General features: G+C 32.9%; 13 protein-coding genes. 8 read left to right on the top strand and 5 right to left on the bottom strand.

What is annotated here, in order from left to right; genetic code table 11:
- Nucleotides 1–899 precede the first annotated feature (899 nt).
- Genes ACO05K_RS10260 through ACO05K_RS10250 form a run of 3 tightly spaced genes read left to right on the top strand, consistent with a single transcriptional unit; the run spans nucleotide 900 to nucleotide 4,501 of the window.
- Entirely contained in the window at nucleotides 900–2,078 is a 1,179-nt protein-coding gene (locus ACO05K_RS10260; RefSeq protein ID WP_421944350.1) for a hypothetical protein, read from the top strand.
- Complete coding sequence (locus tag ACO05K_RS10255) at nucleotides 2,078–4,072, top strand: hypothetical protein (protein WP_421944349.1); 1,995 nt, start codon at nucleotides 2,078–2,080, stop codon at nucleotides 4,070–4,072. The genes ACO05K_RS10260 and ACO05K_RS10255 overlap by 1 nt, the downstream gene beginning before the upstream one ends.
- A gap of 6 nt (nucleotides 4,073–4,078) precedes the next feature.
- Nucleotides 4,079–4,501 carry a phage holin family protein gene (locus tag ACO05K_RS10250; protein WP_421944348.1) on the top strand — a complete coding sequence of 141 codons (423 nt, stop codon included), beginning with the start codon at nucleotides 4,079–4,081 and terminating at the stop codon, nucleotides 4,499–4,501.
- Between the two features lie 7 nt (nucleotides 4,502–4,508).
- Here the strand turns inward: ACO05K_RS10250 and ACO05K_RS10245 are convergent, their stop codons facing one another.
- From ACO05K_RS10245 to ACO05K_RS10235, 3 genes are read right to left on the bottom strand one after another with little or no spacing between them, the layout of a single operon-like run.
- A complete protein-coding gene (locus ACO05K_RS10245; protein ID WP_421944347.1) occupies nucleotides 4,509–5,363 on the bottom strand; it encodes a TlpA disulfide reductase family protein in 855 nt (284 codons plus the stop codon).
- Complete coding sequence (locus ACO05K_RS10240; RefSeq protein WP_421944346.1) at nucleotides 5,356–5,745, bottom strand: DUF1573 domain-containing protein; 390 nt, start codon at nucleotides 5,743–5,745, stop codon at nucleotides 5,356–5,358. Before ACO05K_RS10240 ends, ACO05K_RS10245 begins: the two co-directional genes overlap by 8 nt.
- Before the next feature lie 2 nt (nucleotides 5,746–5,747).
- Nucleotides 5,748–6,341 (bottom strand): bacteriocin fulvocin C-related protein, encoded by a 594-nt coding sequence (locus ACO05K_RS10235; protein ID WP_421944345.1) that lies wholly within the window; start codon nucleotides 6,339–6,341, stop codon nucleotides 5,748–5,750.
- Between the two features lie 456 nt (nucleotides 6,342–6,797).
- Between ACO05K_RS10235 and ACO05K_RS10230 the strand changes: the two genes are divergently transcribed.
- The 3 genes from ACO05K_RS10230 (at nucleotide 6,798) to ACO05K_RS10220 (ending at nucleotide 7,786) form a co-directional block, all read left to right on the top strand.
- The gene (locus ACO05K_RS10230; RefSeq protein ID WP_421944344.1) at nucleotides 6,798–6,995 is read left to right on the top strand and encodes a hypothetical protein; all 198 of its coding nucleotides are present in this window, start codon (nucleotides 6,798–6,800) and stop codon (nucleotides 6,993–6,995) included.
- Between the two features lie 36 nt (nucleotides 6,996–7,031).
- Nucleotides 7,032–7,226, top strand: a complete 195-nt coding sequence (locus ACO05K_RS10225) for a hypothetical protein (RefSeq protein ID WP_421944343.1) — start codon at nucleotides 7,032–7,034, stop codon at nucleotides 7,224–7,226.
- 209 nt (nucleotides 7,227–7,435) lie between these two features.
- Complete coding sequence (locus ACO05K_RS10220) at nucleotides 7,436–7,786, top strand: 4Fe-4S dicluster domain-containing protein (protein ID WP_421944342.1); 351 nt, start codon at nucleotides 7,436–7,438, stop codon at nucleotides 7,784–7,786.
- 108 nt (nucleotides 7,787–7,894) lie between these two features.
- Here the strand turns inward: ACO05K_RS10220 and ACO05K_RS10215 are convergent, their stop codons facing one another.
- Together ACO05K_RS10215 and ACO05K_RS10210 are read right to left on the bottom strand one after the other, a co-directional pair.
- Nucleotides 7,895–9,145 (bottom strand): serine hydrolase domain-containing protein, encoded by a 1,251-nt coding sequence (locus ACO05K_RS10215; protein ID WP_421944341.1) that lies wholly within the window; start codon nucleotides 9,143–9,145, stop codon nucleotides 7,895–7,897.
- A 15-nt stretch (nucleotides 9,146–9,160) separates the two neighbouring features.
- Nucleotides 9,161–9,613 (bottom strand): universal stress protein, encoded by a 453-nt coding sequence (locus tag ACO05K_RS10210; protein WP_421944340.1) that lies wholly within the window; start codon nucleotides 9,611–9,613, stop codon nucleotides 9,161–9,163.
- 109 nt (nucleotides 9,614–9,722) lie between these two features.
- Between ACO05K_RS10210 and ACO05K_RS10205 the strand changes: the two genes are divergently transcribed.
- Together ACO05K_RS10205 and ACO05K_RS10200 are read left to right on the top strand one after the other, a co-directional pair.
- Nucleotides 9,723–10,508, top strand: a complete 786-nt coding sequence (locus ACO05K_RS10205; RefSeq protein WP_421944339.1) for an NlpC/P60 family protein — start codon at nucleotides 9,723–9,725, stop codon at nucleotides 10,506–10,508.
- 37 nt (nucleotides 10,509–10,545) lie between these two features.
- Nucleotides 10,546–16,404 carry an alpha-2-macroglobulin family protein gene (locus tag ACO05K_RS10200; RefSeq protein WP_421944338.1) on the top strand — a complete coding sequence of 1,953 codons (5,859 nt, stop codon included), beginning with the start codon at nucleotides 10,546–10,548 and terminating at the stop codon, nucleotides 16,402–16,404.
- The last annotated feature ends 88 nt before the right edge of the window (nucleotides 16,405–16,492 follow it).

Below are 16,492 nucleotides of genomic sequence, written 5' to 3'. Positions count from 1 at the left end.
TCGGTTGCTATTGCTTAACGCAATTCTATGGATACACCTTTAAATTTGTTGCATTTTAATTTAAAAGCAATACAAATGTAGTAAAAAATTTGGATATATCAAAATTATTGTTATCGATACTTGAGAAACGCTTAACATGAAAGTATTTTTGCAGTATAAATATTTAAAAATTAAATTTTGACATTTTTAATTTTTAAATATTTATATAAGTAATGAAAGTTACACCAACAGTTTAAGCATTGAAAGATGTTCATTTAAAGGTTGGGAGTTGCTCCCCAACCTCTCTTTAAATCTTAAGCTGTCAATAAAAGAGATAATGAACAAACTTAATGTACAATTTAAACACCTATCACTGCATAGGAACACCAACAGTGAAATCTAACGTAACCATTAACCAATGGTTTAGTCAAATTAAACAATCACCATTTTTTGAAAAAATAGATAAAGCTTGGGTATTCCACTGATATTGGCCACCAGATTCCAGTTCAAAGTGTGCACCCAACTTTAATCCCTAAGTTTGGAAAGATTGGTATAAATGGAAGCCATTTCGATAGAATCTCTATAAATTCTCGATTGTTGAAATCTATTCAGATTTAATTTCCAGAATCTACACTGCACCTTTAAATCCCTATTAATATCAGTAAATGATGTTAAAATAATTTTTTAGATGTAAGTTTTCGATCCAAGAGAAAAGTATTTTCTATGCGCAATGCAAGAGATTAGAACCTATTGTTTTCAATCAATTTTAGAGGCTTGTACGAGTTTTTGTAGAGTGAAACAATACAAGACTCCGGAAGCGGGGAATCACACCTTAAAAAGACTTAAAATCAGTCGACTGCACACTTTAAAGCGTAATTAGTGCACATTTTGGTTCGGAATAAGTGACCACTTTGCGCATAATGCAGTGGCCACTTTTGGGAGAATCCCCAACTCAGGTTGGAAATGCAATTACAGGATTTTTCAAACTTATTGGTGCAGATACTTTAGCAGCAGGATTTGAAAATGCCAACAAAAGAATTATTGCAGGTTTCAATTACTTGCAAATACCAGTAAAAAAAGCAACTGAATCAGTAAAAAACTTTAATAAAGAAGTTGCGAAGTCAGCAAATGCTACAATCAAGCCAAAAACTGAGACTAAAGCAACAGGTAAGGGTGATGATAAGATAGATGATGTCTACAAAGACTTAGCTGTAAAACTAAAGCAGATTGATGCTGAATTCGGAGCAACATTTGATGATAAGGCAACTAACAGAATAAAAGCCTATCAGAATGCAATTAATTCATTAATTGAGAATGGCGTAAATCCGTTATCTGATTCAATTAAAAACTTGCAGGACTTACAGCAAAACAACAATCTACTAAAATTACCAAAAGATTTTAGTAATCAAGTAAGTAAAGATAAGAGTCCTACTGCCAAAATACAATTACCAAAACTTGCAAAAATTGGTGTAGATAAAGAGTTGCAGAAGGAAACCAAAGCAATGTTACAAACTGCTGCAAATTTCAACAATCAATTTTCTAATGCAATTACCGATGGCTTAGCGAATGGTATTGGCGATGCATTTAGTGCGATCGGTGAAGCCTTTGCAAATGGTGGTAATGTTTTTGAAGCAATGGGAAAATCATTGCTTGGTGCATTTGGTAATTTCTTAGGACAGTTTGGAGATTTATTGATTCAATATGGTACTGCTGCATTAATTAAAAGCAAATTGGATTTAGCGATTGCGATTCCTGGAGCAGGACTTTTAGTCGCTGGTTTAGCTATTGCAGCAGGTGCAGCTTTAAAAATAGCAGCAGGAGCATTTTCGGGTCTTACCAAAGGAGATAAAAAGGGAAGTAGTTCACCAAGAGCATTTGCCAAAGGTGGTATTGTTTCATCTCCAACTAATGCAATTTTCGGTGAATATCCATCAGCAGGACGTGGTAATCCAGAGGTTGTTGCGCCATTGAATTCACTAAAAGGCATGCTTGGTGAAATGGGTGGCGGTGGTTATGGTGAAGTTACATTTAGGATACAAGGGGATACATTGGTTGGTGTGCTAAGTAACCACCAAAAGAGACAATTCAGGACATCATAATGGCATACGGATTAAAATATTATAGTGAGTTTACTTCCGAAATGGGAGTGAATTATAAGGTGCAAATTTTTCAAAAAGACTATGCATCGGCAACTACTGAATTGGTAATGGGAGGAGAGCCAGTAGTTATTAATTACAATGGTGATGAGGCTAAATTTTCAACCATCAGAGGTTCAGAGTGTGCTGTTACTTTCTTTGCTAAGTTTGACTATCAGTTTACAGAAATTGTTAAAGCAGACAAAAACGATTTTCAAATCAGAATATTGAAAAACAATAATCTGTATTGGCAGGGATATGTCATTCAAGATAATTATAACGAGCCATTTATGCCATTACCCTATCTAGTTACAATACGTGCAACGGATGGTTTAGGAGATTTGAAATTTTACGATTATAAAGATTTAAGCTCAAATTTATTCTTGAATAAGCAGTCGCAAATTGAGGTAATTTTAGCTTGTTTAAGCAACTTAAAAAACGGAATACAAGTTAGTGTTGCAAATGATTTATATGAGCTAAGAATCGATAAAAACGATGCTAGCAATGAAGCTTTAAATCGAATATTCATTAACCCATTTGTCTACTTGAAAGATGGTGAGAAAGTTGCCAACTGTGCGGAGGTCTTAACTTCAATTTTGGAGATTTATAATTGCTACATCTATTATAAGGAAGGTGTTTATTACATTGATAGAGTTAATTATAAGCTAAATAATGTAATCACAAGAAGGGTTTACAATATTGATTTTAATGCACCATCTTCATTAGTCAATTATGTTACTAGTTCTAATATTTTAGGCTCAATTAATTCTTCGGGTTCTTTACGATTGGTAAATGCAGATGCAAACTTTACCTATCAAACACCCTACAAATATTTAAATATTGAGAATGATAACTCAGTACCAGACAGCTTAATACTTAACAATCAATTTTTAAACTGGAATAGTAGCAATACTGTACCTGATTATTGGAGTAATAATGGGTTAAACTATTTAAAAACTGGAAACACAAAATCCAATTCAATATTAAAGGTTACTTCAATAGTTGATAATGATGCAAGTATTACAGCAACTTCATCGAACCTTAGTTTACCGAATAACAATTTCACAAACATAATGTATCAAGGCGATTCATTTAAGGTAAAACTTGCTTACTATGGAAACATTAGGCTAGCTATTAAATTAAGCAATGGAACTACCAACAACTGGTTATATAAAAACGCTGACACTTATACTTGGTCTTCAACTTTTAGATTTATAAACATCCAACTACCAGATGGAAATTATTCTGAAAATAGACCTAACAGATGGGATTGGGTTAACGATTTCTGGCATACTTTGGAATTTGATACTGTAGGGGTAACCAATCTTTCATTTAATAAAATGGATGTTTATATTCTTCCCAGCTACAATAATCCTAATGGTTGGATGGGTACTGGTAGTTATATTAGAGAGTTAATTGTAGACATGTCGACTAACAACACTAATAATTATCAGGGAGAAATTTACAAACTTTCAACAGCTAAGAATTACACTGAAACTTATGAAGATTTAAATCCGATTTTTGGTGAATTTGCTAATATTGGAAACACAAATCAATTGTTGATAAATTCATCATCAGGCTATACCTATACACAAAATTGGTATCGTGATGGAAAAACAGAATCTAAAGCTTTGTTACAACTTGCAGGTACATCGATTCTAAATCAATATCGTGAGCCATTTAAAAATTTTAGTGGTGCTATAAGAGGTGAATTTGATTTCGGCAAAGTTTACAGTATTAGCCATTTAGAAGGAAGATTTATGCCTTACAAAGCAACCTTGAATCTTAAAAATGATGTCGTAAATGTAGAAATGTTTGAATTATTACCGGAATCAGATTTAAATGAATCCACACACACTTTCGTTAAGAAGGCTAATCTTGGTTCATCAACATATAATAGTTTGAAAATAACAGATGTTGAGACCAACCGACCTAAACCGAATAGGTCTTATTATTAAAATACAATGCTTCAATACTCAATTAACCTCTTTCTAAAATTAATTCCTTACATCTATAAATTTGGACTTTTTGTATACCTATATTTTGCTGCCACCCATTCTGCTTTATTAGTTATAACATTATTCGTTATTGTAGATTTTATTACTGGAGTGTGGAAGGCTAAGAAAAATAAACTTCCAGTAACCAGCAAAAGTATGAGAGTCACTATAGGTAAAGCTGTCGCCTACATGTTAGCAATTATGGTAGCTCATTTATTCGAATTAACATTTGTCTCGGTATTGCCTTTCATGCAAATGGTGTCATTCTTTATTGCTTCGGCAGAAATTAAAAGTATTTATGAGAATTTAGGTGAGATTACTGGGTTAGACTTCTGGAATTACATCAAAGAGAAACTTGCAGGTGTTTATGATAATAAAAAGACGAGCTAGCTTATTACTATAACCCTAAATTCGTTAGTTTCTTTTTAAGACCTTGCATTTCTCCCTTAAATATGATGTTGCCTTCCTTATCAATCAAAATAAGTGTTGGATATTTTACCACTAGCATTTTCTTAGCAATGTTACCATCTTTTGCTTGAAGAACGGGGAAAGTATAGTTAAGACTTTTTATTAAGTGAAATGAATCGCCAATTTTATCATTGGGCATTGGAGTGTTTATAGCATAAAATGCTATAGATTTATTTGGTTTGTACTTTAAGTAAACTTCTTGAAATTCTGGGAAACCATCAAAACACGGCTTGCAAGATGAAAACCAGAAATCTAAAACTGTATATGGTTTTTCTCCTATTAATATTTTTTTGCCATCTGCGTCATAAGCCATTATTTTTTGGTCATTCTTAATAAAAACTTCTCCGGAAAAAGTACCATAATTTAGTTTGTTGAGCCAAAGTGGGTAACCATAAACAATAATAAAAACATTGAGAATGACAGAAAAAAATGCTAAACCAAGTTTGAAGTATATAGTTTTGAAATTCAAAAAGATGTAGCCAGATACCAACCCTAATACATGAAAAATGAATTCTGGTAGAGAGATTAATGACTCAGAAAAAGTAAATAATCTTATTGGTAACTGAATTATAAGTATTCCAGAAAGTAAAGAAAATAAAAGGAATTTTATTTTATACTTTTTATTAGTTAAATAATTAACAGATACAATCAAAAGAAAAAATATTCCAAAGGAAATGACTGCGGTTATTGGAAAGCCAAATAGTTTCCGAACTACCGCAGTCATTATCTCAATTAAAAATGATAATCCGCAAAGAATTAGATATACTTTGACATTTTTATTCATTATTTGCAACATAAACAACATTTAAGGCATTAAATGTTTCTTTGGTATTAGCTGAAAACATAATTGTCTTTGTAATTATTCCGCTATCTGTAGTTTTTGGTTTCAGAACAACAAATATTTTGGCAGTATCATTTGGGTTGATGTAATTTTTATCCCACTTTGAAATAATACAATCACAGGTGGATATAACTGAATCTATCTTTAAATCTATTGAGCCAACATTTACAATTTTATATTGCAATTCTACACTATCAGTTGTCCCAATTTTTCCAAGATTAATCTTAGGGTTTTCTACTTTGATTTTAGTGAAAGTAGTTTTCTTATTGCAGCCATAGCCTAGAAAAAGCAAGGTGAAATATAGAAGAATGGTTAAACTTTTCATATTTACCAGTAAGAGCATCTGTTATCGCACGGATATTGACCTAGAAATCCACAGCCTTCGGCATCACTTTTACAAGTTGCGGAGGTATTTGGACAAACACTCCTATCATCGCAAGTAAACCACGAATTCATATTGCAGTTACAGTCTTTAGCAGCAAGGGTCGTAACTGGAGCAGAACTGTTGCCAATATTAAAGGCAATTGCTCGTATTTGTTCATTTGTAAAAGCCTTCATTGCATTTGTTAGCCATTTGTCTCTCTTAGTAGTAAGTGATTTAATGTCCAATAAGTTAAATCCAGTTTCTTTAACAATACTATCTAATTCTGCGATAATATCAATTTGTGAAGAAGTGAGTTTGTTGGTTGTCTTAAAGTTATTAATTTGATTTAACCAAAAAGAAGATTTTTCATCGCTACTAAGTAATTTGTAAGCAAGTCTCCTTTCTTCAGAAGAACTTAAACTAATAACGTTGTCGATTTTAGACTTACTTTTAAATAGCGCATCACTATCATTAATTGTTTGGTCTGAGTTCTTTTTGCAAGAAGCGAAAAGAATAAACACTGAGAGTTGGAGGATAATCCAGATTTTTTTGTTCATAATTTAATTTTTAAATGAAAATTTTTTTGAGTATCTACAAAGCCTAGGCTCTGTGGATATAATGGCTAATGTAGATATATAACTCGTACAACTGATAAGAATAATTAGTTTATGAAAAAAAAGGGTGATTTTACGGTAGATACAACTCCAATGAAGAGTCAGCTTGTTTGAAAAATTACTGGTTACAGTATGTAACAATATCCAATGACGAGTGTCGAAATTTAATTTTGTGAAACATTGAAAAAACGGACTTAAACACTAAAGTTTATGTTTTTCTTTATTTCCTGATTATCAAAGGTTCATTTTTGCGCTTCATAAATTTTAACAGTATTACTTAGAGGTGATACACTAGTTTGTTAATTGAATAGTTAAAAGAAAAAGGGTGATGGATGTTAGTCGTGGTCGGAAGATGAGTTTTATGATGAATTTCACAAGAAAGATTTAAACTCTGTAGCTATGGTTAACTTTCTTGAAGAAATTTCAATCAGAGACCCCAGAAGTGGTATAACAGCAGCCTACAGACAACTTACTGAATTAGAAGAAAAACATAAAGTAGAAAACAAAAACTTAATTGATAGGATAGAGATTTTTAATAAAAAAGTGATAGAGTATTATCAGGAAAAAAGTAAACCTAGATTGAGAAAACAAGAATAGAATTTAGTAGTTTCAAAAAATCTATTAAACTAATTTATGTTAACCAGTTATAACTTCAAGGCAAAAAGTTTACCACTTCTTTTAGGGTTTGGTTTATTATTGTTAGGCTTTTATACTTTCAAAGAAGCATATGAGGATAATAAAAAACTTGATAGAAGATTTTCTTTTGGTTTAGTATTTATGCTAGCAGGTTTGATAATAATCGTTTCAGTATTCTTAGGAAAAATTTAAAATATTTTTGGAAAAGAATTGGAAAAACTCTTTTACCTAAAAATAAATTAATTTTAAAGAAGTGCCTTCAAACCATTTTAAACCTATATCTAAGGTTATTTTAAATCTCTCTAAATTGCGTTAAAATGGCTTTTTTGTAACTTTATTAATTGATTATATCTTATATTTGCAGCGCAAAGGTAAACTAAGCAAAAGAATTAGACGAAGACATGGCGATTAAAATAACAGATGAGTGTATAAATTGTGGGGCTTGCGAACCAGAATGCCCAAATAATGCAATTTACGATGCCGGTACTGCATGGCGTTTTTCTGACGGAACAAATTTAGATGGTATTATCGATTTCGGTAACCAACAGATAGAAGCAGATGCTACTCAAGAGGCGGTTTCAGACGAGGTTTATTACATCGTTTCTGATAAATGTACAGAATGCAAAGGTTTTCATGATGAGCCTCAATGTGCTGCGGTTTGCCCGGTAGATTGCTGTGTAGATGATGAAGATATCCGTGAAACAGAAGAAGAATTATTAGCGAAGAAAGCTTGGTTACACCAGGAAGGCTAGATTTTAAGTGTTACCAGTTACGAGTTGACGGTTATCTGATTCCAGACTGAATAATAAAAAATTATATATAAAAAGGTTCTAATGAAAATTAGAACCTTTTTTGCTTATTTATTTTACTGCTTTATAAACTATGGATTTAAATTTGTCATTTATTTCGCCATGTGAAAGCGGCCATTGTTGCACATATATTTGAGCAACAATTTTCTTTTTTGGATCAACCCAATAGCTTGAGCCAAAAAAACCTCCCCAACTATACGATCCAATACTCTGCCCGAACTTTTTACTTCCTTTTTCGGTAACAACTTCAAAACCTAAACCAAAAGTATTATCTGTAAATGGGATGTTTCCAATTTGATTGGAAGTCATCATTACTACGCTTTTATCAGATAAAATCTTCTTACCATTATAAGTTCCTCCGTTTAAAAGCATTTGTAAAAAAATACCATAATCCTTTGAGGTAGAAACTAATCCTGCGCCACCGGCAAAATATCCATTGTTATTGATGGGATAATTTATCGTTGCGCCAGGAAATGCACCATCCTTCCATGGTTTAATGCGTTGTGTTTTTGGGTCTTCGGTGTAAACTGTTGCCAATCTGCCTTGTTTAGCTTTAGGCAAGGCAAAATAAGTATCATACATACCCAAAGGCTGGAAAATTCTCTGTTTAAAAAAATCGTTTAAAGTTAAACCAGATGCTACTTCTACAAGTCTGCCCAAAACATCTATACTTAAGCTATATTGCCATTTTTCACCTGGTTGTGTAGCCAAAGGTAACTTGCCCAGCTTGTTAATTTCTGTTTCTAATAATTTTTTATGAGTGACAAAACCAGCCTCAATACCAGCCTTTTCATAAATCGCATTCATATCTGGCGAACCGATTTGAGCATAGCCCAAACCAGAAGTATGCGTTAATAGTTCACGAATGGTAATTTCATGATTTGCAGGTTTTGCAGTATAGCTGGAATCAGTGGGATTAAATTTATCTAGTACCTGAGGGTTTTTGAAGGCCGGAATGTATTTTGAAATTGGATCGTCAAGCTGAAATTTTCCTTCATCAAACAAAATCATTACTGCAACGCAGGTTACTGCTTTTGTTTGTGATGCTATTCTTAAAATATCATCTGTTTTGAAAGGCCTGTTTAAATTATTTCCAAAGGCTTTGCTATAAATTGTTCTTCCATCTACAGCCACATTTGCCGTAATTCCTTTTATCCAACCTTTGGCAATGTATTGCTTAAATAAATTATCAATTTTTACTAATTCAACTGTTGAAATCTGGTTCGCCTTTGGTTGAGCAAATGCTAAGTTATATTGAATTGATAGAAAAAATAGGAGCGAGGCATAGATTATTCTTTTCATCTAGAAACAAATTTATTAATCTATTTCACTTTTATTCGGAATAATTAAAACCGGACAAGCTGATTTTCTTGCCACATGTTCGGCAACGCTACCCATTAAAAAATGATACAAACCAGTTCTGCCATAGGTTCCAATTACGATTAAGTCAGAACCCCATTCATCAGATTGTTGAATAATTCCATGTGCGGCGGTATCGACTACGCTTAGGTAATCGGTTTTAATGCCATTGCTGTATTTAGTTTCTATTTCCTTTAATAAAATATGGCTGTTTTCTTCGCTATTGTCGTAAGTTTCTAAAAATACCGGTGCCAAGGTTAAATCGGGGTTTACATTTGCAGGTATTGGTTCAATAATATTTACCAACGCCACTTCTGCTCCAAATTTTTCAGCGATTTCGTATCCTGCTTTTGCAGCCTTTTCAGAGCAAGTGCTATTATCTACGGCTATTAATATTTTCTTAAAGTTCATGTTGAGCAGATTTAAATGTTATCATCATAAAAATAACAAATTTGCTTGCAAAATGTTAGTGGCTCAATGTAATTTATTAGTTTTATGCAATAATTCAACTGAGCAAAAAATGGAAAACCAATATGGCATTTGCAGGGTAGCTGTAGCACCGCTAAGAGCAGATGCATCTGATAAAGCTGAAATTGTTTCTCAATTATTATTTGGAGAACATGTAGAAGTGATTCAAAAAGAGGAGCGTTGGTGGCTTGTTCAAAATGGTTACGATGGCTATCAAGGTTGGATGGATTTCAGACAATTAGCGCCAATTTCTCAGAATCAATTTGTAGAAATGCACGATTGCAAATTTCTAGTGCCGAAAGGCTATAATCATGTATTAAAAGCGGTTGATGGAAGTCTGTATCACTTAAGCACAGGCAGTAATTTGCCTTTTTACAAAGATGGTTATTGCTACGCTGGAGAAGAAAAATTTGAAGTTACATTCGAGCCTCACAATAGTTCAAAGGCAGATTTCAAGGCTGAAGTAACTGAAACCAGCAAGTTTTTCCAAAATGTACCTTACTTATGGGGTGGTAGGAATATTTTTGGTTTAGATTGTTCGGGCTTTGTACAAACCGTTTTTAAATTATTAAACATTAAGCTCAATCGCGATGCCTCGCAACAAGCAGAGCAAGGAGAATTGGTTGGCTTTTTAGCAGAGGTTAAACCGGGTGATGTTGCTTTTTTTGATAATGCGGAAGGTAAAATTACCCATGTTGGTATTATGTTGAATCCGAATGAAATTATCCATTCATCAGCAAAAGTTAAAATAGACCCGATTGATGATCAAGGAATCTTTAATAGAGAGTTAGGCGTTTATAGCCACAAGCTTAGAATTATAAAACGTTTTGTGGAATAAGGTTTAAAGTTGCATCTTCATTGTAAACCAATTTATTATGAAGATACTTTTAACGCTCATCGTCTTTTTTGCTTCTTTAAATCAAACTTTCGCCCAAAATAAACTTTCAAAAAGTAAAGAATCTGGCTACTACACCTACATCTACAAAATAACAGATAAGGAAACTGCTCAAATCGCCGAAAAAGGAAAGCTTGGCTTTAATGAAAGTTTTCTTCATACACAGATAGATAGTTTTTATACAGCAAAAGGTTATAAAAAAATACTTCCATTTGGTAACTACATTTATTTAAGTGCTTATAAGAATGCACTTAACTATCATTACCATTCAGAAAAAAATATCGATTTACAGTTTATCAATAATTTAAAAGAATTTCAATTTTATTTAACGGATAAAAAAGGTAATCAAATCCAGGCAGATAAGGTTGAAATTGCTCATAGTAAAACTGTAAATTTTGATAGTAAAGTTCAGCTTTACAAAACTTCCTTCCCAAAAAGGGAAACATACATAAAGATAACTTATCAAGGCGTTTCTAATTTTTTTACTTTCAATTTAGATGAAAATAAGCCATACAACTATAAACAAAATTGGTCTTTCTTTAGAAAGTTGGCTTATTCATCGCCAATAAAATATACTTGGCAACCATTTAAAAAGCTTTTTTCAAAAAAATATAAACCTGGAAAGCAAAAATATAAAGGTTTTATGGTTTTCAGTAAACCGAAATACAAACCTCTAGATACGGTTAAGTTTAAGGCTTATCTACTAACATCAAAAGGAAAAGTAATCAGCAATAAATCGCTCTTGGTTAAGCTTAATGGAAGTAAAGATATTGTGCTTACCAACCTAAAACCATATAAAGATGGCGGCTACGAATACCAGTTTGTTTTAGCCGATAGTTTGAATTTGCGTTTGGATAGGAGCTATCAGATTTCGCTTGCCGAAAAAATTATAGGAGAGGATGAAACCTTAATTTCTAATAGCTTTTATTACGAGGATTATGAATTAAAATCGTTGAATTTTGTTGTTCGTAGCGATAAAAACAAGCACCAGATAGGTTCGCCGATTACTGTTTTTATGAAAGCAAGTGATGAAAATGAATTGGCTGTTCCAGATGGTAGAGTGAAAATTACAGCCCTAACTACAAATGTGAGCCTATTTGGCGATAAAAAAGTTTTCGTTCCTGATACATTATGGAAAAAGGAAATGAATCTTGATGCGGTTGGAGAGACAGAATTAATATTGCCTGATAGTATTTTTCCAAAAGCTGACTTTAATTTTTACTTAAATTTTGAATTTAGAAACAGTAATAACGAAAATCGTTCAGCTTCGAAATATTTATCCTTTGCTTATCAAAAGGAGGTAAAGCCTTTGGCAGAAATTATTTCATCCTTAAAAAAGGATAGTATTTATTTTGATTATCGTGTTAATGATAAATCTGAAAGAAGAAATGCAACGATAATTTCTTACTCAAAAGAAGATGTACAATTGGATTCGATACAGGTTGAATTGCCATTTGCCCTTAAACTCGATTATCGAGCCGACAATTATAAAGTTGTTACTGATAATGGTTTGAAAGATTACATCTCTCAAGAAGATTTTAGTCCGAAATTAACCGTCAATGCCATGCAAGGTAGAGATTCTTTGCGTGTACTGATCGATAATGAAAACAAGGTTCCGTTTTGGTATACTATTTTCTCAGGAAATAAAGTTTTTTATAAAGGTTTTACCAATGCTTTAGATACAATTTTTCGACATACAAATTCGAAGGCTGCTCACATCAGGATAAATTATTATTGGGCAGATAAAGAATTTAACCAAGAGGTTAGTGCTTTTTATAACCCTAATTTACTAAATGTAAAATTGCTTGCGCCAGATATGGTTTATCCAGGTCAGAACGTAAACATGCTTGTTAAAGTAACCGATTTAGAAAATAAACCAGTTGCCAATACTGATTTAACGGCATTTGCCATTACTTCAAAATTTAGAAATGATCACCTGCCATCTATTCCAACCTTTGGTAAAAGCTATTTTGCCAGAAAGAAGAAAAATATTGAGCTGGAATCAGAAAATATTTATTTAAGCGATTCAAAAAACTTGGATTGGCAAAAATGGGGTAAAAAATTAGGTCTTGATACCATCGAATATTACAAGTTTACACACCCAAAACCAGTATATATATCACAAGAAACTGTAAATGATACAATTGCCCAAATTGCTCCATTTTTAATTTCCAATGGAGCAATATTGCCTGTAGATATTGTTTATATAGATGAAGTTCCGGTATTTTTTAGTCAGGCAGAGCAGCTTTCTAGGTATTCGTTTAAGGTGAAGCCGGGCAAACATCATTTAAGATTACGCAGTGCGAATAAAATGGTTACAATTTCTGGTTTTGAAGTGCCAAAGGGTAAAAAAACTATTGTAAGTATCGTTGCTGATGGAAAAGTAGAGTCGAGCCTTTTTTATACTTATAATCCTGTCGTGGTAGATGTTCCAAATGTATTAACTACCCAAGAGAGTGAATTGCTGAATAATTATATGCTCAGGATTAAAAATAATTTTGATGGCGAAAAAACTCTGGTAAAAGCTGATACGAATATGTATTTGCTAAATCCTCCACCAAATGTTTTTAACAGTAAAGATTTAATTGTAGGTCCGTTAAAGGAGAATTATTTGGAGTTTAAAACAAAAGATTTCTCTCAGGATTTTATTAAAGAACCAGGTTACACTTACACTTTTACAAAAGGATTAATTAAACAAAAATCGTACGAGAGTAAGTATGCATTTAGACCAAGTTTAACATCCGGAACAGGGATTAATGTTGATTATAAGCAGTACGCTTTAAAAAAGAACGAGATTGACAGTATCTGGAATGAATATTTGAACTTGAGAAGCCATACTACACCATTATTTCAAAATCAAAATCCGAACTCAGCAAATACAGGTAAATTACGTTTTGAACTTGATACTGCATTTACAAATCGCCTTCCATACATTAAAAATATCATTATTTATAAACCTGATGAACCTGATTTTATAAAAATCTACCCCGGAAATACTTCTTATTGGCCACCATTTGCAGTTGGTAATTATAAGATTATGTTTTTGTTAAAGGATAATAGATATTTTACAGCCGAAGATATTATAGTTAAACCTCGTGGAGTAAATTATTATAAGTGGAATAATTTAAAAGTTTCTACAGCAGATGATTTTAGCATCAAGCTAGATAAATATATCAAAGAAGTAAAAAATAGCAATAATTATTATTCATCGACACGTATTTCATCTGAGGTTATGGATACATTTAATGATAAGAATTTCGATTTCAGTACATTAACTGGTGTGATGAAAGGTAGGGTAATTTCGGGAGAAGATAAATCAGCAATACCTGGTGTATTGATTAAAATTGTAGGTTTAAATGTTTCGACCACCACAGATATCAATGGTAATTTCTCAATCAAAATTCCATCAAAGGGCAAGATTTCTATCGCATATATAGGTTATGAAACCGTTACTATGTCTGCTCGAGAAGGAAATATTGGCGATGTGCGAATGGCTGAAAGGCACAATGCATTAGAAGAGGTTGTTGTGGTTGGCTACGGGACGACTAAAAAAGTAAGCATGACTGCAAGTTCAACAGTTTTAATGGAACAAACCTTATCTGGTAAAGCTGCAGGTTTGAGTTTTAACAACGATGCTATGGTTCGCATTAGAGGAACAGCTTCTTTGCCGAGTACTGAAAAACCAATTATTATCGTTGATGGAGTACCTTTCTCTGGAGATATGTCTACACTTGCTCCTGATGATATTGCAAATATTGATGTTTTGAAAGCAGCTGATGCAACAGCGATATATGGTTCGAGAGGTGCAAATGGAGTAATCATCATCAAAACCAAAAAAGGAAATTCGGCAGTTAACACGGCTGGAGAATTGGTGGCTCAACAGCAAACCATGCGTACAAATTTCTCTGATGAAGGATTTTGGCAGCCCAAATTAATAACCGACGAAACTGGAACAGCAAAATTCTCGGTTAAGTTTCCTGATGATATTACCAATTGGAAAACTAAAGTTATTGCCATAAACGGTAGAAAGCAATCGGGCGTAACTGAAACTTTTATCAAATCTTTTAAATCGTTAAGCGCCAACTTTGTTTCGCCGCTTTTTGCTACGCAAGGCGATAGCATTAATGTGATAGGAAAATTGATGAATTACACACCTTCCGAAGAAAATGTAAATCGAAAATTTAGTTTTAATGGAGTAGAGTTAAGGAACTCGAGGATCAAATTTAAGAATGCACACATCGATACCATTACCATAGCAGCAAATGGAAAAGATAGTTTAAACTTTGAATACACTTTAAAACAAGATAATGGCTATTTCGATGGAGAGATTCGAAAAATTCCAGTTTTTGAGCAGGGCGTAAAAGAAACTAAAGGTTATTTTTCTGCTTTGCTTCGCGATACTACAATTACTTACGGCTTTGATAAAAATTTAGGCAAAATCACTTTACGGGCTGAATCATCAATTTTTCCAACGCTGTTGGATGAGATGACTAAACTGCGTGATTATGAATATTTATGTAATGAGCAACTGGCTTCTAAATTAAAATCGCTCTTGCTGGAAAAACAAGTTCGCAAGTATTTAAATCAGCCTTTTACGCATGAAAAAGACATTTTATTTGTCATTAAGAAATTGCAACAAACCCGCAAACCAGAAGGAACCTGGGCCTGGTGGCAAAATGGCGAAGAACAAATTTGGATTAGTTTACATGTAGTTGATGCGTTGCTAAAAGCAGAAAAACAAGGCTACAAAATTGATTTGAATAAGCAGACATTATATAATTATTTGGTGAAAAAACTTGCTGATGGTTATCATAACGAGCAAATAGAAACGATTAAATTATTGCATTTGCTGGATGACAAATACCATATTAAAGATTGGGTTTTGGCTTACGAAAAGAAAAAATTGGAAGAAAAACGTTCTCAAAGTGGCGTTAATTCATCACTAAAACAAATTGCAAGCAGTTTAAGTCTTTTCGAAAGCTTGCAATTAATGGAGTTAAAGCAAATGGCTGGAATTAAAGTCAATACAGATTCGCTGCTAAAGATTAAAAAATTAACCATGTTCGGTAATTTATATTGGGGCGAAGAAAACACAAGATTCTGGAACAATAGCATCCAAAATACTTTAATGGCTTACAAAGTGTTGAGAAGTCAAGGGAAGCATCAAGATGAATTGGAGAAAATTGCATTGTATTTTCTGGAACAGCGTAAAGACGGGCAATGGAGAAACACCTACGAATCATCGTTAATTTTAGAAACCATTTTGCCTGAGTTACTAGTTGAAAATAAAAATGCTGAGCCTGCATCTTTAAAGTTAAACGAAGAAACGGTTACTACTTTCCCTTATGATAAAGTATTGGAAAATACCGCAAACATTAAATTGATTAAAAACGGTAAGATGCCTGTTTATTTTACGGCCTTTCAGCAATTTCAAAATCCAAAACCAGAAAAAGTGAGCAAAGATTTTACTATAAATACAGCATTTATTCAAAATGGTGTTTCTGTAGCAAAATTAAAAGCAGGTACAATAGCAACGCTTAAAGTAGAAGTAAATGTTCGTGCTGATGCCGAATACGTAATGATTGAAATTCCCATCCCGGCAGGCTGTAGTTATGAAAATAAAAAGCAAAGTTTCTGGGGTGTAGAAACACACCGTGAGTATTTCAAAAACAAAACTTCGATATTTTGCAGCAAACTAAAACAAGGCAAATATACTTTTGATATTGATTTAATGCCGCGTTACTCTGGTTCTTATATTTTAAATCCTGCGAAAGCAGAAATGATGTATTTTCCTGTGTTTTATGGTAGAGAGGGGATGAAAAAGGTGGGGATAAATTAAAAAAATATCACACTTTAAGGATTTCGTCATTGCGAGGCACGAAGCAATCTTTTTTGAGTTGTTTCATGCCTCGCAACGATTACGAGAG

The organism is Pedobacter sp., assembly GCF_965227205.1.
GTDB lineage: Bacteria > Bacteroidota > Bacteroidia > Sphingobacteriales > Sphingobacteriaceae > Pedobacter.
This window is presented reverse-complemented; position numbering and strand designations above follow the sequence as displayed.